At 73.4% G+C, this 19,745-nt stretch carries 20 protein-coding genes and 1 pseudogene; 11 read left to right on the top strand and 10 right to left on the bottom strand.

What is annotated here, in order from left to right; translation table 11 throughout:
* Positions 1–596, top strand: a 596-nt coding sequence (locus GTW08_RS23580) for a glycosyltransferase family 2 protein (protein ID WP_161152541.1), incomplete at its 5' end; no start/stop codon positions are given.
* 56 nt (positions 597–652) lie between these two features.
* On the opposite strand, the gene GTW08_RS23575 is transcribed toward GTW08_RS23580, so the two are convergent.
* Positions 653–1,216 (bottom strand): hypothetical protein, encoded by a 564-nt coding sequence (locus GTW08_RS23575; RefSeq protein WP_073575085.1) that lies wholly within the window; start codon positions 1,214–1,216, stop codon positions 653–655.
* A gap of 30 nt (positions 1,217–1,246) precedes the next feature.
* Positions 1,247–1,867: a LysE family translocator gene (locus tag GTW08_RS23570; RefSeq protein WP_073575086.1), complete on the bottom strand. Its 621-nt coding sequence runs from the start codon at positions 1,865–1,867 to the stop codon at positions 1,247–1,249.
* Positions 1,868–1,948: 81 nt separating this feature from the next.
* On the opposite strand from GTW08_RS23570, the gene GTW08_RS23565 reads away from it, so the two are divergent.
* The 3 genes from GTW08_RS23565 (at position 1,949) to GTW08_RS23555 (ending at position 4,447) form a co-directional block, all read left to right on the top strand.
* Positions 1,949–2,431: an Lrp/AsnC family transcriptional regulator gene (locus GTW08_RS23565; RefSeq protein ID WP_073575087.1), complete on the top strand. Its 483-nt coding sequence runs from the start codon at positions 1,949–1,951 to the stop codon at positions 2,429–2,431.
* A 35-nt stretch (positions 2,432–2,466) separates the two neighbouring features.
* Positions 2,467–3,972, top strand: a complete 1,506-nt coding sequence (locus tag GTW08_RS23560; RefSeq protein WP_083658348.1) for a CoA-acylating methylmalonate-semialdehyde dehydrogenase — start codon at positions 2,467–2,469, stop codon at positions 3,970–3,972.
* 205 nt (positions 3,973–4,177) lie between these two features.
* Complete coding sequence (locus GTW08_RS23555; protein WP_073575088.1) at positions 4,178–4,447, top strand: hypothetical protein; 270 nt, start codon at positions 4,178–4,180, stop codon at positions 4,445–4,447.
* A 44-nt stretch (positions 4,448–4,491) separates the two neighbouring features.
* Here GTW08_RS23555 and GTW08_RS23550 read toward each other — a convergent pair whose 3' ends face one another.
* Together GTW08_RS23550 and GTW08_RS23545 are read right to left on the bottom strand one after the other, a co-directional pair.
* Positions 4,492–5,676 carry an alcohol dehydrogenase catalytic domain-containing protein gene (locus tag GTW08_RS23550; protein WP_073575089.1) on the bottom strand — a complete coding sequence of 395 codons (1,185 nt, stop codon included), beginning with the start codon at positions 5,674–5,676 and terminating at the stop codon, positions 4,492–4,494.
* Between the two features lie 239 nt (positions 5,677–5,915).
* Positions 5,916–6,533: a hypothetical protein gene (locus GTW08_RS23545; protein ID WP_304580087.1), complete on the bottom strand. Its 618-nt coding sequence runs from the start codon at positions 6,531–6,533 to the stop codon at positions 5,916–5,918.
* 128 nt (positions 6,534–6,661) lie between these two features.
* Here GTW08_RS23545 and GTW08_RS23540 point away from each other — a divergent pair, with 128 nt between their 5' ends.
* Positions 6,662–7,297, top strand: coding sequence for a TetR/AcrR family transcriptional regulator (locus GTW08_RS23540; RefSeq protein WP_304580088.1), 636 nt, complete (start codon positions 6,662–6,664; stop codon positions 7,295–7,297).
* Positions 7,298–7,356: 59 nt separating this feature from the next.
* Positions 7,357–7,749, top strand: a pseudogene (locus GTW08_RS23535) (CGNR zinc finger domain-containing protein); the annotation flags it as partial.
* 8 nt (positions 7,750–7,757) lie between these two features.
* On the opposite strand, the gene GTW08_RS23530 reads toward GTW08_RS23535, so the two are convergent.
* Entirely contained in the window at positions 7,758–8,201 is a 444-nt protein-coding gene (locus GTW08_RS23530) for a Rid family hydrolase (protein WP_073575101.1), read from the bottom strand.
* Between the two features lie 71 nt (positions 8,202–8,272).
* Here GTW08_RS23530 and GTW08_RS23525 point away from each other — a divergent pair, with 71 nt between their 5' ends.
* Positions 8,273–8,764: a MarR family winged helix-turn-helix transcriptional regulator gene (locus tag GTW08_RS23525; protein ID WP_073575102.1), complete on the top strand. Its 492-nt coding sequence runs from the start codon at positions 8,273–8,275 to the stop codon at positions 8,762–8,764.
* Positions 8,765–8,972: 208 nt separating this feature from the next.
* Positions 8,973–9,968 carry an LLM class flavin-dependent oxidoreductase gene (locus tag GTW08_RS23520; protein WP_073575103.1) on the top strand — a complete coding sequence of 332 codons (996 nt, stop codon included), beginning with the start codon at positions 8,973–8,975 and terminating at the stop codon, positions 9,966–9,968.
* Between the two features lie 8 nt (positions 9,969–9,976).
* On the opposite strand, the gene GTW08_RS23515 is transcribed toward GTW08_RS23520, so the two are convergent.
* From GTW08_RS23515 to chvE, 4 genes are all read right to left on the bottom strand, one after another.
* Positions 9,977–11,014, bottom strand: coding sequence for a LacI family DNA-binding transcriptional regulator (locus GTW08_RS23515; RefSeq protein ID WP_253068320.1), 1,038 nt, complete (start codon positions 11,012–11,014; stop codon positions 9,977–9,979).
* Between the two features lie 70 nt (positions 11,015–11,084).
* Positions 11,085–12,335: a multiple monosaccharide ABC transporter permease gene (gene mmsB / locus GTW08_RS23510; protein ID WP_073575104.1), complete on the bottom strand. Its 1,251-nt coding sequence runs from the start codon at positions 12,333–12,335 to the stop codon at positions 11,085–11,087.
* Complete coding sequence (locus tag GTW08_RS23505; RefSeq protein WP_073575378.1) at positions 12,332–13,849, bottom strand: sugar ABC transporter ATP-binding protein; 1,518 nt, start codon at positions 13,847–13,849, stop codon at positions 12,332–12,334. Before GTW08_RS23505 ends, mmsB begins: the two co-directional genes overlap by 4 nt.
* 89 nt (positions 13,850–13,938) lie before the next feature.
* Entirely contained in the window at positions 13,939–15,081 is a 1,143-nt protein-coding gene (gene chvE / locus GTW08_RS23500) for a multiple monosaccharide ABC transporter substrate-binding protein (RefSeq protein ID WP_226369474.1), read from the bottom strand.
* Positions 15,082–15,410: 329 nt separating this feature from the next.
* On the opposite strand from chvE, the gene araB reads away from it, so the two are divergent.
* From araB to araA, 3 genes are read left to right on the top strand one after another with little or no spacing between them, the layout of a single operon-like run.
* On the top strand, positions 15,411–17,114 hold the full coding sequence (gene araB / locus GTW08_RS23495; protein ID WP_073575105.1) for a ribulokinase: 1,704 nt from the start codon (positions 15,411–15,413) through the stop codon (positions 17,112–17,114).
* Positions 17,111–17,797 (top strand): L-ribulose-5-phosphate 4-epimerase, encoded by a 687-nt coding sequence (locus GTW08_RS23490; RefSeq protein WP_073575106.1) that lies wholly within the window; start codon positions 17,111–17,113, stop codon positions 17,795–17,797. Before araB ends, GTW08_RS23490 begins: the two co-directional genes overlap by 4 nt.
* 31 nt (positions 17,798–17,828) lie before the next feature.
* Entirely contained in the window at positions 17,829–19,340 is a 1,512-nt protein-coding gene (gene araA / locus GTW08_RS23485) for an L-arabinose isomerase (protein ID WP_073575107.1), read from the top strand.
* 148 nt (positions 19,341–19,488) lie between these two features.
* Here araA and GTW08_RS23480 read toward each other — a convergent pair.
* On the bottom strand, positions 19,489–19,745 hold a 257-nt coding region (locus GTW08_RS23480), incomplete at its 5' end, for a helix-turn-helix domain-containing protein (RefSeq protein WP_161152540.1).

Here is a 19,745-nt window from a genome sequence, read left to right as displayed (position 1 = left end):
CGGCGCGCAACGCCGGGGCGGGCGCCGCGCTCGCCGGCGGGGCGACGCTGCTGGTGTTCCTCGACGTCGACTGCCTGCCCGGGGACGGCCTGGTCGACGGCTACCTCCGCGCCGCGGCACGACGCCCGGACGCACTGCTGTGCGGGCCGGTCACCTACCTGCCGGCGGGGGTGCTGCCGGAACGGGACCTGTACCGTCACACCGACCCGCACCCGGCGCGCCCGGCGCCGGCCGACGGGGCGCTGGTCGCCGAGCCGCGCCGGGAGCTGTTCTGGTCGCTGTCGTTCGCCGTCACCGCCGACGCGTGGCGGGCCGGCGGCGGGTTCTGCGAGGACTACGCCGGCTACGGCGGCGAAGACACCGACTTCGCGCTCTCCTGCGGGCTGGACCTGGTGTGGGTGGGCGGGGCGCACGCGTACCACCAGCACCATCCGCCGGCCCGGACCGACCCGGCCCGGATCGCCGAGATCGTCGGCAACGCCCGGCTGTTCCACGACCGCTGGGGGTGGTGGCCCATGGCGGGCTGGCTGCGCGAGCTGCACGCGACGGGCGCAGTGGAGTTCGACCCGGTGCGTGACGTGTTGCGGGTCGGGTGAGACCGGCCGGAGCGACGTCCGGGCGAGCGGCAGCGGCCGACCGTCTCAGCGCGGGGTCACTCCGGGCCCTGGGAGCGCAGTTCCTCCACCCGTCCCATCGCCTCGCGCAGGTCGGTCAGCCACTCGTCGGCGTGCCGGCCGACCAGCCGCACCGACCAGGCCAGCGCGTCCGACCGGGACCGGGCCACGCCGGCGTCGACGAGGGTGTCGAGCACCGCCCGCTCGGGCTGACGCAGCCGGGTCATCACCGGCACCGAGATCGTCGTGAACAGCTCGCGCGTCCCGCCGACCCGCGCGCCCCAGGCGACCTTGCGCCGGTAGCGGCTCTCGGCCTCGCGGGCGATCTCGATCCGCCGGTCCCGGGTCTCCTCGCGGAACCGCGAGATCCGCCCGGTCTCGGCGGCCGCGGCGTCGGCCCGTCCCGCATCGGTGTCGGGGTGGTCGCCGCCCGGCGGGGGCAGCTCCCCCACCACGACGATCTCGTCCCGGTCGACCGTCACCTCCGGCGCGCCGGTGAACCACCCGTCGGGCAGCCGTCCGGTGAACCACGCCGCGGCGTCGTCGGCCGGGGGGAGGTCGGCCTGCTGCCAGCCGCCCCGTCCGCGTCCTCGTCCTGTCATCGCGCACCTCCCGCATCGATGATTACAGGATTACACCGTAATGAGCTGGGACGCCAGCAGGACGGCGCCGAGGGTCACCATCGCGGCGCCCGCGACCCGGGACACGACGCGCGCCGCGGCGGGCCGCGCGGCCAGGACGGTGCGGGCGCCGACGCCCACGCCGGTGTAGACGAGGGCACAACCCAGCACGTGCACCAGGCCGAGCAGGAGGATCTGCCCGCCGACGGGGACCGCGGCGGCCGGGTCGGTGAACTGCGGCAGCAGCGCCAGGAACAGCAGCAGCGCCTTCGGGTTGAGCCCGCTGACCCCGGCGCCGCGGACCAGGTCTCCGAGCCCGGACCCGCCGCCGTCCACGGCCGCGGCGGCGGGGCCGGCCGGGCGGAGCAGCGTCGTCGCGCCGAGCACCAGCAGGTAGGCGGCACCGACGGCGGTCAGCACGGTGAGGACCTCCGGCCGGCGCGCGACGACCGCCGCGATCCCGGCCGCGACGAGCGCGGCGAGTGCCAGGTGCCCGCTGAGCAGACCTGCCAGCGACGGCAGCAGCGTCCGCCCGCGCAGCCCCGCGCGGATCATGTACGCCCAGTCCGCGCCGGGTGTCAGGACCAGCAGCAACGACAGGCCGGAGAACCCCAGCACGCTTCCGATCGGCATGCCCCGATCCTAGGCAGGATGCGCCGACAGGTGTTCCCGATGTTCCCATCACACGCCCCGTGTGGTGCAAGAATCCCCTCCGTGGACGCGATTGACCGGAAAATTCTTGCCGAGCTGCAGTCCGACGGACGTCTGACCGTCACCGAGCTGGCCGAACGGGTGCGGCTGTCGGTGTCGCCGTGCCACCGCAGGCTGCGCGCCCTGGAGTCCTCCGGGGCGATCGCGGGCTACCGCGCCCACCTCGACGCGCACCGGCTCGGCCTGGGCTTCGACGCGCTGGTGTTCGTGACCATGCACGAGGCGGTGCAGGACACGGTGCAGGCGTTCGAGTCGGCCGTCGAGGACATCGAGCAGGTCGTCGCCGCGCAGCGGCTGTTCGGCGACCCGGACTACCTGCTGCGGATCATCACCCGGGACCTGCCCGCGTTCCAGCGGCTCTACGACGAGCGCCTCACCACCCTGCCCGGGGTGCAGCGGCTGTCCTCGACGCTGGTGATGAAGGACGTCGTCGCCGGCCGGGGGCTGCCGCTGGAGCACGGGCTCGCCCCCGGCCGGGCCGGGTGAGACGCTGGCGCCCGACCAGCTGAGAAGGGCCGATCATGACGAGCACGTTGCAGAAGACGCTCCACCACTGGGTCGCGGGAGCGCGGGTCGAGGGCACCTCCGGGCGGACGTCCGAGGTCACCGACCCGGCCACCGGCGAGGTCACCGCGCACCTGCCCCTCGCGAGCGCCGACGAGGCCGCCGAGGTGATCGCCGCCGCGAAGGCCGCGTTCCCGGCCTGGCGCGACACCTCGCTGACCACGCGCACCCAGATCCTGTTCCGCTTCCGCGAGCTGCTCGACGCCCGCGCCCCGGAGCTGGCCGCGCTGATCACCGCCGAGCACGGCAAGGTGCTCTCCGACGCCGCGGGCGAGGTCGCGCGCGGCCAGGAGGTCGTCGAGTTCGCCTGCGGGATGCCGCACCTGCTCAAGGGCTCGGCGACCGAGAACGCCTCCACCGGCGTCGACGTGCACTCGGTCCGCCAGCCGCTGGGCGTCGTCGGGATCATCAGCCCGTTCAACTTCCCGGCGATGGTCCCGATGTGGTTCTTCCCGGTCGCGATCGCCACCGGCAACACCGTGGTGCTCAAGCCCTCGGAGAAGGTGCCCTCCGCCGCGCTCTGGATCGCCGAGCTGTGGTCCGAGGCCGGCCTGCCCGACGGCGTGTTCAACGTCCTCAACGGGGACAGGACCGCCGTCGACGCGCTGCTGACCAGCCCGGACGTCAAGTCCGTCAGCTTCGTCGGCTCCACCCCGATCGCCCGCTACGTCTACGAGACCGGCACCGCGCACGGCAAGCGCGTCCAGGCGCTCGGCGGGGCGAAGAACCACATGGTCGTGCTGCCCGACGCCGACCTCGACCTCGCCGCCGACCAGGCGGTCAACGCCGGGTTCGGCTCCGCGGGCGAACGCTGCATGGCCGTCTCCGCGCTCGTGGCCGTCGGCGCCATCGCCGACACCCTGGTCTCGAAGATCGCCGACCGGGCCCGCGCCCTGCGCACCGGCGACGGCCGCCGCTCCTGCGACATGGGCCCGCTGGTCACGCGGGCCGCCCAGGAGCGGGTGTCGGGCTACATCGACGCCGGCGAGTCCGAGGGCGCCACCGTCGTCGTCGACGGCAGGCAGGGCGAGTTCGACGCCGACGGGTCCGGCTTCTTCGTCGGCCCCACCCTGCTCGACCACGTCGGCACCGACATGACCGTCTACACCGACGAGATCTTCGGCCCGGTGCTGTCGGTGGTGCGCGTCGAGACCTACGCGCGCGCCGTCGAGCTGATCAACGCCAACCCCTACGGCAACGGCACCGCGATCTTCACCAACGACGGCGGCGCCGCCCGCCGCTTCCAGAACGAGGTCGAGGTCGGCATGATCGGCATCAACGTGCCGGTGCCCGTGCCGATGGCCTACTACAGCTTCGGCGGCTGGAAGAACTCGCTGTTCGGCGACACCCACGCGCACGGCACCGAGGGCGTGCACTTCTTCACCCGGGGCAAGGTCGTCACCACCCGCTGGCTCGACCCGAGCCACGCCGGGCTGAACCTCGGCTTCCCGACCAACACCTGAGGTCACCCGGCGCCGGTGCATCCGGACACCGTCCGCGGCCGTCCGTCCGGCACACCGACGTACAGCACGATCGCGGGCAGCCGCGGGCGTTCGCCGGAGCAGCTCGGGGGCAGGGTTCCGCGGCCGACCCGCCCCGTCCGCGGCGCCCGACCACGCGGTCCGGGGCCGCACGTGTGAGCGCGGCCGCCGGAGGTACCCCTTCCGCATGACCTCCTTCCTGGGACGACTGGTGGACCGGCTGCGCGGACGCGGCCCGGCCGAGGACGTCGAGCCCGACCCGAACCTGGCCAACTCCCGCGAGACCGGCGGCCTGCCCCGGGAGGACGGCGACTCGGCGTCCACCACCGGCACCGGCGCGTCGGGCGAGTTCGTGGGCCGCGTCGCCGGGCGCGACGAGGGCTACGCTGGCCGGACCGGCGCCGAGGCCCGCGCGGAGGCGCTCGCCGAGGACCACCGCGAGGACGAGGCCCGCTGACCGGTCCCCCGGTCCCGGGACCGGACCCGGGGGCGGTGCCGGGCTCAGGGGGTGAAGAGCACCTTCACCGCACCGTCGGTCTTGTCCTGGAACATCGAGTAGGCCTGGGCGGCCTCCTCCAGCGGCATCCGGTGGGTGGCGAAGTGGTCGACGCCGAGCGGGTCGTCGTCACCGAGCAGCGGGAGCAGGTCGGGGACCCAGCGCCACACGTTGGCCTGCCCCATCCGCATCTGCACCTGCTTGTCGAACAGGGTGAGCAGCGGCAGCGGGGTGGCGCTGCCGCCGTAGACCCCCGACAGGGAGATCGTGCCGCCCCGGCGCACCGCGCCGATCGCCAGCTCCAGCGCCGCGGTGCGGTCGCTGCCCGCGGTCTTCATGACCGTGCGGCCCAGCCCGGAGGGCATCGCGGCCACCACCTTCTGGGCGGCGGCCGCGACCGGGGACCCGTGGGCCTCCATGCCGACCGCGTCGATGACAGCGTCGGCGCCACGGCCCCTGGTCATCGACCGGATCGCGCCGAGCACCTCGTCGTCGCCGTGGCTCAGGTCCAGCGCCGGGATCCCACGCGCCTCGACCCGGGCCAGGCGCTCGGGCACGAGGTCGACACCGACCACCTGCCGCACGCCCAGGTGGGCGGCGATCCGGGTGCACATGTCCCCGATCGGTCCGAGCCCCAGCACCACCAGCGTCCCGTCGGCGGGGGTCGCGGCGTACTGCACGGCCTGGTACGCCGTCGGCAGCACGTCGGACAGGAACAGGAACCGGTCGTCCGGCGGCCCCTGGGGCACCCGGATCGGCAGCGAGTTGCCGAACGGCACCCGCAGGTACTCGGCCTGGCCGCCGGGCACCTGGCCGTAGAGCGCGGTGTAGCCGAACAGGGACGCGCCGGTCCCCTGCTCGCGGTTCTGCGTGGTCTCGCACTGGGACTGCAGGCCGCGCTCGCACATCCAGCAGTGCCCGCAGCTGACGTTGAACGGAATCACGACGCGGTCGCCGACCGACAGCTCGGTGACGGCGGGCCCCACCTCGGCCACCACACCCATCGGCTCGTGGCCGAGGACGTCGCCGGGCGACAGGAACGGAGTGAGCACCTCGTAGAGGTGCAGGTCGGAGCCGCACAGGCCGGAGCTGGTGATCTGCACGACCACGTCGTCAGGCTGTTCGACGACCGGGTCGGGGACGGTGTCCACCCGGACGTCGCGGCGGCCGTGCCAGGTCAGGGCACGCATGGGGTCCTCCTCGGTGTCGCCGGTGGTGCGGGCGCCCGGCTACCCGGGCGCCTCCCGGTGAAACCGGCATGGGCGTCCGGCCGGCGGGTAGGCGTCGGCGGTCGCACCCCCACCACCGGAGGACCGCCATGGAGCCCCAGCCCGTCACCGAGGACCCGGCCGGTCCGCCGCTGGTTCGGGGGGCCGGCCGCCTGACCGGGTGCGTGCCCCGGCGGGCGGACCGCCGGGGCACGCCCGGCTCAGTTGCCGACGCCGTCGAGCAGCCAGTGGTAGCGCAGCCGCAGCGCGCGTTCGGTGCTGGCCAGGGCGGCCGCGACACCGAGCGCGATGTTGAGCCAGATCGGCAGGTGGACCGGCGACTCGAACACTCCGACCGCCGCCGCGACCGGCGGGATCCGGCTGAGCGGCTCCAGCAGCTGCAGCAGGTTCAGCCCGACGCCGACGACCAGCGCCACCACCGAGACGACGCCGAGCACGCGGCTGAGCGAGGGGTGCTCGCGCTCCAGGCGGGCCCGGCGGCCCTCCGCCGAGCGCGGGTCCGGGACGAGCTGCCGGACCGCACCGGCGGCGGTGACGTACCGGCAGCGCTTCACCCCGAACGCGCTCGTCGCGACCTCGATGGCGCCGCCCTCGACCGGGACGACGGCCGGTACCCGCGACGACGCGTGGTGCTGCCCGTCGCGATACACCTGCGCGACGACCTGCCCGGTCTCCCCGCTGCCCTGGTGGCGCACGTCGACGGAGTACCGCACCGGCCGCCCGTCGGCGCCGGTCAGGTCCAGGTGCAGCAGGGCGCGCCCCAGGAACAGCTGCCACCAGCGGAAATGCTTCAGCGGGCTGCCGTCGCCCGGCCTCACCCGTCGGACGGCGCGGTGTCGTCGCCACTCGGTCAGCATCCGGTCCCCCCGAACCCGCGTCCTGACCAACACACTGTATTGGTCCGTTCGGCGGCACGCTAACACGGTGTACTAGTAGCCTGCCAGGGGTGGACGAGACGCAGCGTCGGAGGCTCGGCAGCCGGGACCGGGTGCTCCTGGCCGCGATGGAGCTGTTCGGCCAGGACCCGGGGACCCGGCTGAGCGTGCGCGCGGTCGCCGCGCGGGCCGGGGTCAGCACCGGCTCGCTGCGCCACCACTTCCCGACCCAGCGGGCGCTGCAGGACGAGGTCCTGACCCGCGTCTACGACCTCGTCGCCCCCGACGACGCCATCCACGACACCGCGGTGCCGGCCCGGGACAGGCTCGCAGCCTGCCTGCGAGAGGTGCTGAACCGCACAGGGGTCGGCGAGCAGGCGCGCCGGGCGCTGCGGACCGCAATCGACACCTTCGTCGCACCCGAGCCGACCGAGGAGCTCCGGACGGCCTACCTCGCCATCGAGCGCGAGGTGCGGCGCCGGATCGAGTACTGGCTGACGACCCTGGTCGACGAGGGCGCGCTCGCCCCGGGCGACAACGCCCCGCGGGCACGGTTCCTCATGACCGTGGTCGACGGACTCGGCATGGAACGGGCACTGCCCGCCGCGGACCCGATCCTGCGGACCGAGACCGAGACGCTGTACCTGGCCGTGGACGCCGTCCTGGGCGACCCGGGCGGGGGGACCCGGGGCGACGGCCGGTCCTGATCACACGCCCCGCTCCGGGCACGTGCCTCACGCCGGGACCCGCTCCAGGAAGCACCGCAGGTGGCCGGCGACGACGTCGCGACGGCGGCCCGGAGGAGCTGACGGTCCTGCGCGACGCGCGGGACGCCCTGACCCGGGTCGCCCGGGGCGGCGCCGACCCGGGCGTCGCGCTGGCCCCGCTCCTCGACGGCATGCACCGGACGCCGGAGTTCACCGACGGGCGGCTGACCTGGCGGACCGTCTCCCCGCCGCACGCCCGGCTCGCCGTCGAGGCCGTCCTGGCCTGGGCCGCCGTCGAGGAGGAGCTGCCCGGCCGGCTGCGCCCCTGCGCGAACGACGCGTGCCGGCTGTTCCTGCTCGACCGCAGCCGCGCGAACCGCGCCCGGTGGTGCTCGATGGCGGTCTGCGGGAACCGCGCCAAGGCGCGCCGGCACTACGAACGGACCCGCTGAGGCGCTCCTCAGCCGGGCCCCTCCACCAGGGCGGTCACCCGGATCTCGACCCGCATGGCGGCGAGCCCGAGCACGGTGACGCCGGTCTGGGTCCAGACCGGGGCCCGCCCGCCGAGCCGGCTGCGGAACTCCCGGACCATGATCCGGTTGTGCTCGTCGCCGATGGCGTCGGCCCCGGCCGCGACCTTGTGGTACGAGTTCACGTGCACGACGTCGGCCCAGGTCGCGCCCGCCTCGGCGAGCGTGCGCCCGACGTTGTCGAACGCCCGCACGATCTCCTGCTCCAGGTCCTCGGCGACGACCAGGTCGTCGTCCCAGCCACCCTGGCCCGAAGTCTCCACCCGGTTGCCGATCCGGACCGCCTGGCTGTATCCGAGCAGATCGCGGGCGGTCACACCGTAGCCCGGCGTGACGTGGAAGGTGGCGGTCTCGCGCTCGATGACTTCATTCATGAATTCAATCTACAAGTCATGGCTTCACCTGTAAAGTACGCTCCGACACCCACGGACGGGAGCGACGGGCGATGACGGACCGGGCGACACCGGAGGCCGGCGGTGACGGGCCGACGTGGCTCGACAGCGGGGAGAAGGCCGCGTGGACGGGCCTGGTCTCGCTGATCATGCTGCTGCCCGGCCGGCTGGAGGCACCGCTGCAGCAGGCGCACGGCCTGACGCTGTTCGAGTACCTGACGCTCAGCCACCTGTCCGAGGCTCCGGGGCGCAGCCTGCGGATGAGCGAGCTCGCCTTCCTGACGAACGGCTCGCTGTCCCGGCTGTCCAACGTGGTCAAACGACTGGAGGGCCGCGGCTGGATGCACCGCTCCCCCGACCCCGACGACGGCCGCTACACCCTCGCCGCCCTCACCGACGCCGGGTTCGACGTCGTGCACGCCGCGGCGCCGACCCATCTGCGCGCGGTGCGTGCCCTCGTCCTCGACCGGCTCGACGCGGCGGACCGGGCGGCGCTGAGCCGGATCGCCGTCGCGCTGGGGGTGCAGGACTTCCCGCCGTCCTGAGCCGGCGCGACGGGACGGCGCGGTCAGCCGTCGCCGAGGACCCGGCGGCCCAGCACGTGGCGGGCGTCGGCGTCCCCTCGTCCCCGAGCCGCGACCGTAGCGGCGGCCCGTACTCACCCCGTTTCCGATCCGGATCCCGCGGAGCGGAAGAGGATGCGCCTCCGGTTCGTTGACGGAGAGGTCACCATGTCGATCGTGAGGTGCTGTCATGCCGCTACCGCTGCCGTTGTCGATCCTGGACCTGGCCACCGTCGCCCGGGGTGAGACCGTCGCCCAGGGCCTGGAGGCCAGCACCCTGCTGGCGCAACGCGCCGAGGAGTGGGGGTTCCGCCGGATCTGGTACGCCGAGCACCACAACATGGGCTCGATCGCGTCGGCGGCGACGAGCGTGCTCATCGCCCACGTCGCCGCGCACACCGAGCGCATCACGCTCGGCTCCGGCGGCGTGATGCTGCCGAACCACTCGCCGCTGCAGATCGCCGAGCAGTTCGGCACCCTCGCCGAACTCCACCCCGGCCGCATCGAGCTGGGGCTCGGCCGCGCGCCCGGCACCGACCAGGCGACCGTCGCGGCGCTGCGGCGGGACCCGCGCGCGTCGGAGACCTTCCCGCAGGACGTACAGGAGCTGCAGGCGTTCCTCGGGACCACCAGCCTGGTCCCGGGCGTCGAGGCCCACCCGGGCCGCGGCACCGGGGTCCCGCTGACGATCCTGGGGTCCTCCCTCTACGGCGCCCAGGTCGCAGCCGCGCTGGGACTGCCCTACGGCTTCGCCTCGCACTTCGCGCCGGACGCCCTGGAGCAGGCCGTGGCGCTCTACCGCCGGGAGTTCCGGCCGTCGGAGCAGCTGTCCGCCCCGCACGTCCTGGCCGGGGTGAACGTCATCGCCGCCGACTCCGACGACGAGGCACAGCAGATCCAGCGTGAGGTGCAGCGGTCCCGGGTCCGGCTGTTCACCGGCCGTCGCGGGGCCTCGCTCACCGACGCCGAGGCCGACGCCGTCCTCGACAGCGCCTCGGGCGGGCAGATCCGGTCGATGACCCGCTACACCGCGGTCGGGACACCGGATACCGTCACCGCGTACCTGGAGGACTTCGCCGCCCACGCCGACGCCGACGAGCTGATCGTCACCGGCCCGGCGCCGCGCCGGGAGAGCTGGTGGCGCAGCTGGGAGCTGCTGGCGACGAAGGTCCAGAACACGAGCTGACGACGACGTCAGCGGGGCGGCGGGCCGACGCTGTCGCGGGACACCAGCACCGGGGCGATCTTCCGGTGCACCGCCTGCGACACGTCCGGTCCGGCCTCGTGGTTCAGCAGCAGGTCGAGCGCCTCGCGGGCGACGGCCTCGAAGTCCGCGCGCAGGCTGGTCAGCGGCGGGATGAGGTGCGCCGAGACGGGCACGTCGTCGAACCCGACGACGCTGACGTCCCCGGGAATGCTCCGGCCGCGGTCGTGGAAGGCGTGGAGCAGGCCGGTGGCCAGCGCGTCGTTCGCGGCGAACACCGCGGTCACCTCGGGCATCCGGGCCATCAGCTCGCCCGCCCGGTACCCGGCGTCCGCGCTCCAGTCCGCGGCCATCACCGGGGGCACCTCGGCCCCGGCCGCGTGCAGTGCCGCGACCCAGCCGGCCGCGCGGCCCGCCGCGTCGAACCAGTCGGTGGGGCCCGCGACGTGCCAGACGGTCGCGTGCCCCGCGGCCAGCAGGTGCTCGGTCGCGATCCGGCCGCCCTCCACCTGGTCGACCGTGGCCATCGGCAGCTGCTGGTCGGGATCGCCGTCGACGGTGACGAGCGGGACGTCACGCGGCACGGTGTCGAGCGCCTCGGCCACCGACGCCACCGGCGCGATCACGACGATCCCCGCGACCTGCCCGTCGAGGTGGCGCTGGACGGCCTGGCGCACCGACCCGCCGTCGATCTCGCGCACCCGCACGACGCTCACGCCGAACCCGGCGCCGACCGCCTGTTCCTCGAACGCGGCGAGCAGCGACACCGGGCCGAACAGGGTGGACCGCGGCGCGACGACGCCGAGCACCCGGTCGCGGCCGGTCACCAGAGTGCGGGCGGCACGGTTCGGCCGGTAGCCGAGCTCCTCGATCGCGGTCCGGACCCGCACCCGGGTGCTCTCCCGGACGTTCGGGTGTGCGTTCAGGACGCGGGAGACCGTCTGGTGCGAGACACCGGCACGACGGGCCACGTCGAACATCGACGGTGCCCGCTGCGGCCTCGGTCCCGGCTCCATCGCGATCCCCACGCCCCTCCCCCTCCGATCGGTGCAGCGTAGCCGTCCGTGATCATCCTCTACGGAGGGCGATCACACCCGCTCAGGCGTCGCCACGGGCGCGCCGCTTGTTCCAGACGTCGAACGCGACGGCGAACAGCAGCACGAGTCCCTTCACGACCGACTGCACGGACTGGTCGACGCCCATGAGCTGCATCCCGTTGCTCATCACGGCCATGATCAGGCCGCCGACCAGCGCGCCCACCACGGTCCCGACACCGCCGGTCACCGCGGCACCGCCGATGAACGCGGCGGCGATCGCGTCGAGCTCGAACATGTTCCCGGCCGCGGGCTGGGCGCCGTTGGAGCGTGCGGAGTAGATGACACCGGCCACCCCGGCCAGGAAGCCCATGTTCACGAAGATCCAGAACGTGACGGCCTTGACCTTCACCCCCGACAGCCGGGCCGCGGCCGCGTTGCCGCCCAGGGCGTAGACGTGCCGGCCGAACACGGTGCGCCGGGTGAGCAGCCCGTAGGCGAGCACCAGAACCGACAGGACGACCAGCACCACGGGCAGCCCGCGGGAGGAGGCGAGCTGCCAGGCGAACGCCATGACGACCAGCCCGACGAGTGCGATCCGGCAGGCGAACAGCGGGAAGGACTCGACCTGTTGCAGGTCGAGCACCTTGGCGACCCGGCTGCGGTAGGCGAGCACCGCGTACCCGGCCACGCCGAGTGCGCCGATCAGGACGGTGAAGGCGTCGTAGCCCTGGCCGCCGATGAGCCCGTTGAGGAAGCCGCCCGCGATCTGCTGGTAGCCCGCCGGGAACGGCGACAGGGAGATGTTGCCCAGTACCTGCAGGGTCAGGCCGCGGAACAGCAGCATCCCGGCCAGGGTGACGATGAAGGCGGGGATGCCGACGTAGGCCACCCAGAACCCGTGCCAGACACCGACCAGCACCCCGACGCCGACGGCCGCGACGACGCCGACCCACCACGGCAGGCCGCCGCCGATCACCAGGACCGCGGCCACCGCACCGGTCAGCGCGACCACCGACCCCACCGAGAGGTCGATGTGGCCACCCACGATGACGATCACCATCCCGATCGCGAGGACCAGGATGTAGGAGTACTGCAGGACGATGTTGGTGATGTTCCCCGGGCTCAGCGAGACACCTCCGGTGAGCACCGCGAACAGCGCGACGATCGCCACGAAGGCGATCACGATCCCGCTCTGGCGGACGTTGCCGGCGAGCAGCCGGCGCAGGTTGCTCGTGCCGGAGTGCAGGGCGGCCGCGCCGGCGCCGGGACGCTCGTCGGAGGAGGGGTCCTTCTTCGGGAGGGTGCTGGTCATGCGGAGCTCTCCGCCTCCTGGGTCATGAGGGTCATCAGGCCCTCCTGGGTGGCCTCGGCGACCGGCACCTCACCGGTGATCCGTCCGGCCGACAGGGTGTAGACGCGGTCGCAGATCCCCAGGAGCTCGGGCAGCTCGGAGGAGATCACCAGGACCGCCTTCCCGGCCTCCACGAGCCGGTTGATGATCACGTAGATCTCGTAGCGCGCACCCACGTCGATCCCGCGGGTCGGTTCGTCGAGGATCAGCACGTCGGGCTCGGTGAACAGCCACTTGGCCAGCACGACCTTCTGCTGGTTGCCGCCGGACAGGGTGCCCACCCCGACGCTCGTGCTCGCGGCCCGGATCCCGAGGTCGCGCCGGTAGGTCTCGGCGACGCGCAGCTCGGCGTCGCCGTCGACCCAGCCGCGGCGGGAGAGCCGGTGCAGTCCCGCACCGGACACGTTGCGCCGGATGTCGTCGATCAGGTTCAGGCCGAAGTGCTTGCGGTCCTCGGTGACGTAGGCCAGCCCGGCCTCGATCGCCTCGGGCACCGAGCGGGCACGGACCTCGCGCCCCCCGACCTCCAGGGTGCCGCTGACCTCGCGGCCCCAGGACCGCCCGAACACGCTCATCGCGAGCTCGGTGCGGCCCGCGCCCATCAGCCCGGCGATCCCGACGACCTCTCCGGCCCGCACCGACAGCGACGCGGCGTCGACGACCTTGCGGTCCTGGGTCGGGTGCCAGACCGTCCAGTCGGTGATCCGCAGCAGCTCGTCCCCCGGGCTGCTCACCCGGTCCGGGTAGAAGGAGGTCAGGTCGCGGCCGACCATCCCGCGGATGATCCGGTTCCGCGGGGCGGGCTCGTCGGCGACGGTGAACGTCTCGACGGTGCGGCCGTCCCGGATGACGGTGGTGCGGTCGGCGGTGGAGACGATCTCGTCGAGCTTGTGCGAGATGATGATCGAGGTGATGCCGTCGTCGCGGAAGCGCCTGATCAGCTCGAGCAGGTGCGCGGAGTCGGTGTCGTTCAGCGCGGCGGTCGGCTCGTCGAGGATGAGCAGCCGGACGTCCTTGGTCATCGCCTTGACGATCTCGACGAGCTGCTGCTTGCCGACACCGAGCCGGCCCACCGGCGTCGCGGGGTTCTCGGTGAGCCCCACCTCGCGGAGCAGGCGGGCGGCCTCGGCGTGCGTGCGCCGCCAGTCGACCAGTCCCAGCCGGCCGCGCCGCTCGTTGCCCAGGAACACGTTCTCGGCGATCGACAGGTGCGGCACCAGCGCGAGCTCCTGGTGGATGATCACGACGCCGTCGGCCTCGGAGTCGCGGATCCCGGTGAACCGGGCGGGCCGGCCGTCCAGCACGACCTCGCCGTCGTAGGTGCCTGCGGGATGCACCCCGGAGAGCACCTTCATCAGCGTCGACTTCCCGGCGCCGTTCTCGCCGCAGATCGCGTGGATCTCGCCGCGGCGCACGGCGAGCGAGACCTCCGACAGCGCGGTCACCCCCGGGAAGGTCTTGGTGATGGCGCGCATCTCGAGGATGGTGTCCGGCGGGTCGCCGCCGGGATCGTGGTCGGTCACGTCGTCCTCCGTCACGGAAGGGGTGGGGCCGGTCGCGGGACTCAGCCCTGGCGGCCGCGGGCGACGTCCTCGGCCGTGTAGTAGCCCGAGTCGACCAGGACCGGCGCGATGTCGGCCTTGAACACCGTCCGGACCGGCAGCAGGTAGGACGGGACGACCTTCACCCCGTTGTCGTAGGTGGTGGTGTCGTTGGCCTCGGGGGTGCCCCCGTCGAGGAACGCCTTCGCGGCGACGACCGCCTGCTCGGCCAGCTGACGGGTGTCCTTGAAGACCGTGGAGCTCTGCACCCCGTCGTCGATCAGCTTGACCGAGGCGATCTCGGCGTCCTGGCCGGTGACGGTCGGCATCGGCTTGGCCGGGGTGCCGAAGCCCGCGTTCTGCAGGGCGGTGAGGACACCGCGGGAGATGCCGTCGTAGGGCGAGAGGACGCCGTCGGGGCTGCTGCCGTCGTTGTAGGAGGAGGTGAGCAGGTCCTCCATCCGCTTCTGCGCGGTCTCCTGCGCCCACCGCAGCGTGGCGGCCTGCTCGATGGTGGTCTGACCGCTCTTCACCCGGACCGTGCCGTCGTCGATCAGCGGCTTCAGCACCGACATGGCGCCGTCGAAGAAGTAGAAGGCGTTGTTGTCGTCCAGCGAGCCGGCGAACAGCTCGACGACGACCGGGCCGCGCTCCGGGCCGGGCGACCCGTCGGCGTTCTGCAGACCCATGCCGCGCAGCAGCGCGTTCGCCTGTGCCACCCCGACCTGGAAGTTGTCGAAGGTGACGTAGAAGTCGACGTTCGGGCTCTCCCGGATCAGCCGGTCGTAGGCGACCACGGGGATGCCGGCGTCCTTGGCCGCCTGCAGCTGCCCGGACAGGGCGGTCCCGTCGATGGCCGCGACGAGCAGGAGGTCGGCCCCGCTGGTGACCATCTGGTCGATCTGCTGGGACTGGGTGGGGATGTCGTCGTTCGCGTACTGCAGGTCCACCTGGTAGCCGGCGGCCGTGAGCTGGTCGCGGACGGCATTGCCGTCGGCGATCCACCGCTCGGAGGTCTGGGTCGGCATGGAGACCCCGACCGTCAGGTCGCCGGGTGCCTCCCCGGCCCCCGCGCCGCCACCTCCCCCGGCGCCCTCGCCGCCGCAGGCGGCCAGACCCAGTACCAGCAGGGCACCGACGGCGACGGTGCGCATCCTCGTGAACACAGGCGATCTCCTCGTCGAGACGGCAGCGGGCGGGACGCGCCCGATCGGGAACTGAACCCGGAAATGTGAACGTTAACCACACCGTCGTCGCCACGGAAGTGGCGTTACCCGTCCGTTATGCGCCGCGTCTTTCCGTCCCGAGCCGGCCCGACGATCCCCGACCACCGCACTTTCTCACCCGACGGCGACCGGAGAGTGAGCGTGCACCGCCGTGAACGGTTCGCAGGGTTCGCTCGTCCGGGGACCATTGAGCCCATATGCTGTTAGCGATAACATCCGGCCGCCGACCGGTCTCCGGTCGGCCGCGTTCGTGACCCGAGGAAGTGCTCATGATCCGACCACCGGTCGACCCCACCGACGCCCTCGTGGTGGGCGTCGACTTCGGGACGCTGTCCGGACGGGCGGCCGTCGTCCGTGCCGCCGACGGGGCCGAGCTCGGCACCGCCGTCCACGCCTACACCCACGCCGTCGTCACCGACGCCCTGCCGGGCCGGCCGGACCTGCGCCTGCCGCCGGACTGGGCGCTGCAGGTGCCGTCGGACTACGTCGACGTCCTGCGCCGCGCCGTCCCCGAGGCGGTCGCCGCCGCCGGGGTGGACCCGGCGCGGGTGGTCGGCATCGCCACCGACTTCACCGCCTGCACCATGGTCCCGACCCTGCGCGACGGCACCCCGCTGAACGAGGTGCCCGACCTCGCCGACGAGCCCCACGCGTACACCAAGCTCTGGCGCCACCACGCCGCCCAGCCGCAGGCCCACCGCATCAACGCCCTCGCCGCCGAACGCGGCGAGAGCTGGCTCCCCCGCTACGGCGGGTTCATCTCCTCGGAGTGGGAGTTCGCGAAGGGTCTGCAGATCCTGGAGGAGGCCCCCGCGGTCTACGCCAGGACCGAGCGCTGGGTCGAGGCCGCGGACTGGATCGTCTGGCAGCTGTGCGGCCGCTACGTCCGCAACGCCTGCTCGGCCGGCTACAAGGGGATCCTGCAGGACGGCGCCTACCCCGGCCGCGACTTCCTCGCTGCGCTGAACCCGGCCTTCGCCGGGTTCGCCGAGACCAAGGTCGCCCACGAGATCGGTGAGCTGGGCGCCGTCGCCGGGACGCTGACCGCCGAGGCGGCAGGCTGGACCGGGCTGCCCGAGGGGATCGCGGTCGCCGTCGGCAACGTCGACGCCCACGTCACCGCCGCCGCGGCGAACGCCGTCCGGCCCGGGCAGATGGTCGCGATCATGGGGACCAGCACCTGCCACGTCATGAGCTCCGACGTGCTGCGCGAGGTGCCCGGGATGTGCGGTGTCGTCGACGGCGGCATCGTCTCCGGGCTCTGGGGCTACGAGGCCGGGCAGAGCGGCGTCGGCGACATCTTCGGCTGGTTCGTCGAGCACGGCGTGCCGCCCGCCCACCACGAGGCCGCCCGGGCGCGCGGGCTCGGCATCCACGAGTACCTCACCGAGCTGGCCGCCGGGCAGGCGGTCGGCGAGCACGGGCTCGTCGCGCTCGACTGGCACTCGGGCAACCGGTCGGTGCTGGTGGACCACGAGCTGTCCGGCGTCGTCGTCGGGCAGACCCTCGCGACCCGGCCCGAGGACACCTACCGGGCGCTGCTGGAGGCCACCGCGTTCGGCACCCGGATGATCGTGGAGACCTTCGCGGCCTCCGGCATCCCGGTGACCGAGCTGATCGTCTCCGGCGGGCTCACCCGCAACGCCCTGCTCATGCAGATCTACGCCGACGTGACCCGGCTGCCGCTCACCGTCGTCGAGACCGGGCAGGGCCCGGCCCTGGGCTCGGCGATCCACGCGGCCGTCGCCGCGGGGGTCCACCCCGACATGCCCACCGCGGCCGCCGCGATGGGCCGCGTCCGGGAGGGCGCACACCTGCCCGACGAGGAGTCAGCGAAGTCCTACGACGCCCTGTTCGCCGAGTACACCCGCCTGCACGACCACTTCGGCCGGGGCGGCGACGACGTGATGCACCGCCTGCGCGCGATCCGCCGCGAGGCGCGCGCCCAGCGAGAAGGAGACCTCGACGCATGACCGACACCCTGGCCTCCCCCGGCGTCGCCGCCACCGTGGCGCGGCTGCGCGAGCAGGTGTGCGCGCTGCACGCCGAGCTCGTCCGCTACGGGCTGGTCGTCTGGACGGCGGGCAACGTCTCGGCCCGCGTCCCCGGCCACGACCTGATGGTCATCAAGCCCAGCGGGGTCTCCTACGACGACCTGACCCCGCAGACCATGGTGCTGTGCGACCTGCACGGCACCCCCGTCGAGGGCGACCTGACGCCGTCGTCGGACACCGCGGCGCACGCCCACGTCTACCGGGCCATGCCCGGGGTCGGCGGCGTGGTGCACACCCACTCCACCTACGCCAGCGCATGGGCGGCGCGCGCCGAGCCGATCCCGTGCGTGCTCACCGCGATGAGCGACGAATTCGGCGGGGACATCCCCATCGGTCCGTTCTCGCTGATCGGCGACGAGTCGATCGGCCGCGGCGTCGTCGAGACACTGGCCGGCAGCCGCTCCCCCGCCGTGATCATGCAGAACCACGGCGTGTTCACCATCGGTGCCGACGCCCGTGCCGCGGTGAAGGCCGCGGTGATGTGCGAGGACGTCGCCCGCACCGTGCACCTCGCCCGCCAGCTCGGCGACACCGTGCCCATCCCCCAGGCCGAGATCGACAGCCTCTGGGACCGCTACCAGAACGTCTACGGGCAGCGTTGAGCGCCGCCGCACCCCGCAGGAGGGACGTCCGATGAGTGGCTCGCTGCTCGACAGCTACGAGGTCTGGTTCCTGACCGGGAGCCAGGGCCTCTACGGCGAGGAGACCCTCGCCCAGGTCGCCGACCAGTCGAAGGTCGTCGCCGACCGGCTCGACACCGCCGACGAGATACCGGTGCGGGTGGTGTGGAAGCCCGTCCTCACCGACGCCGACGCCATCCGGCGGATCTGCCTGGAGGCCAACGCCGACGACCGCTGCCTCGGCGTCATCACCTGGATGCACACCTTCTCCCCGGCGAAGATGTGGATCCCCGGGCTCGAGGCCCTGACCCGCCCGCTGCTGCACCTGCACACCCAGGCCGGTGTCGACCTCCCCTGGTCGGAGATCGACATGGACTTCATGAACCTCAACCAGGCCGCGCACGGCGACCGCGAGTTCGGCTACGTCCAGACCCGGCTCGGCCTGGCCCGCAAGACCGTCGCCGGGCACGTCTCCGACCCGGTGCTCCGGGACCGCATCGGGACCTGGACCCGCGCGGCCGCCGGTGCCGCCGAGCTGCGCTCGCTGCGGCTGGTCCGGTTCGGCGACTCCATGCGCGACGTCGCCGTGACCGACGGCGACCGGGTCGAGGCCACCCGGGTCTTCGGGATGTCGGTGCAGACCTACGGCGTGAACGACCTCGTCGCCGTCGTCGACCAGGTCCCCGACACCGACGTCGACAAGCTCGTCGCCGAGTACGCCGAGGTCTACGCCGTCGTCCCCGAACTGCTCCCCGACGGCGACCGGCACGAGGCGCTCCGCTACGGCGCGCGGGTCGAGATCGGGCTGCGCTCGTTCCTGGAGGCGGCGGGCGCGCAGGCGTTCACCACGAACTTCGAGGACCTCGGCGGACTGCGCCAGCTCCCCGGTCTCGCGGTGCAGCGCATGATGGCCGACGGCTACGGCTTCGGCGCCGAGGGCGACTGGAAGACCGCGGCGATGCTGCGCGCGGTGAAGGTCGTCGCCACCGGGCTGCCCGGCGGCACGTCGTTCATGGAGGACTACACCTACCACCTGCGGCCCGGCCGCGAACGCATCCTCGGGGCGCACATGCTGGAGGTCTGCCCGAGCATCACCGGGTCCCGGCCGTCGCTGGAGATCCACCCGCTGGGCATCGGCGGGCGCGAGGACCCGGTCCGGCTGCGGTTCACCGCCGACCCGGGCCCGGGCGTGGTGCTCGGCATCTGCGACCTCGGGGAGCGCTTCCGCCTGGTCAGCAACGACGTCGAGGTCGTCGACCCGGACGAGCCCATGCCGAGGCTGCCGGTGGCGACGGCGACCTGGGTCCCGGAGCCGTCGCTGGCCACCTCGGCCGAGTGCTGGCTGATGGCGGGCGGCCCGCACCACACGGTGCTGTCGACCGCCGTCGGCGTCGAGGCCCTGGACGACCTGGCCGAGATCGTCGGGACCGAGCTGGTGCACATCGGCGACACCACGAGCCCGCGGACCTTCCTGCACGAGCTGCGGTGGAACAACGCCTACCACCGGCTCGCGCGGGGCTTCTGAGCTCCGCTCCCCGGCCACGGTGCCGGCCGCCTCCGACGGGTGGCCGGCACCGTGGTCCAGGACGGGGACGCGCCTCGCCCACGGCAGGTGGGGACGGCTCGCTTCCGACGCGAGCCGGCGCGCGATCGGTCACCTACCGGCGGCCGGGTCACTGCCTGCGCCCGGGGGTGCGGAACCTCAGGTCGCCCGCCACGTCGAGCCGCGCGAGCTCGGCACGGGAGGTGACGCCGAGCTTGGGGTAGACGCTGCCCAGGTGGTGCCCGACCGTGCGGTGGCTGATCAGCAGCCGGGCCGCGATCTCCCGGTTGGTGAGCCCCTCGGCGGCCAGCTGGGCGACCCGCAGCTCCTGGGCGGTGAGCCCGGCTCCGGCCGGTTCGTGCCGCGCCCCGGACTGCGCGGCCAGGC

Source organism: Pseudonocardia sp. SID8383 (assembly GCF_009864975.1).
GTDB classification, from domain to species: Bacteria; Actinomycetota; Actinomycetes; order Mycobacteriales; family Pseudonocardiaceae; genus Pseudonocardia; species Pseudonocardia alni.
Note: the sequence above shows the minus strand (reverse complement) of the source record. Positions and strands in the feature narration are given on the sequence as shown.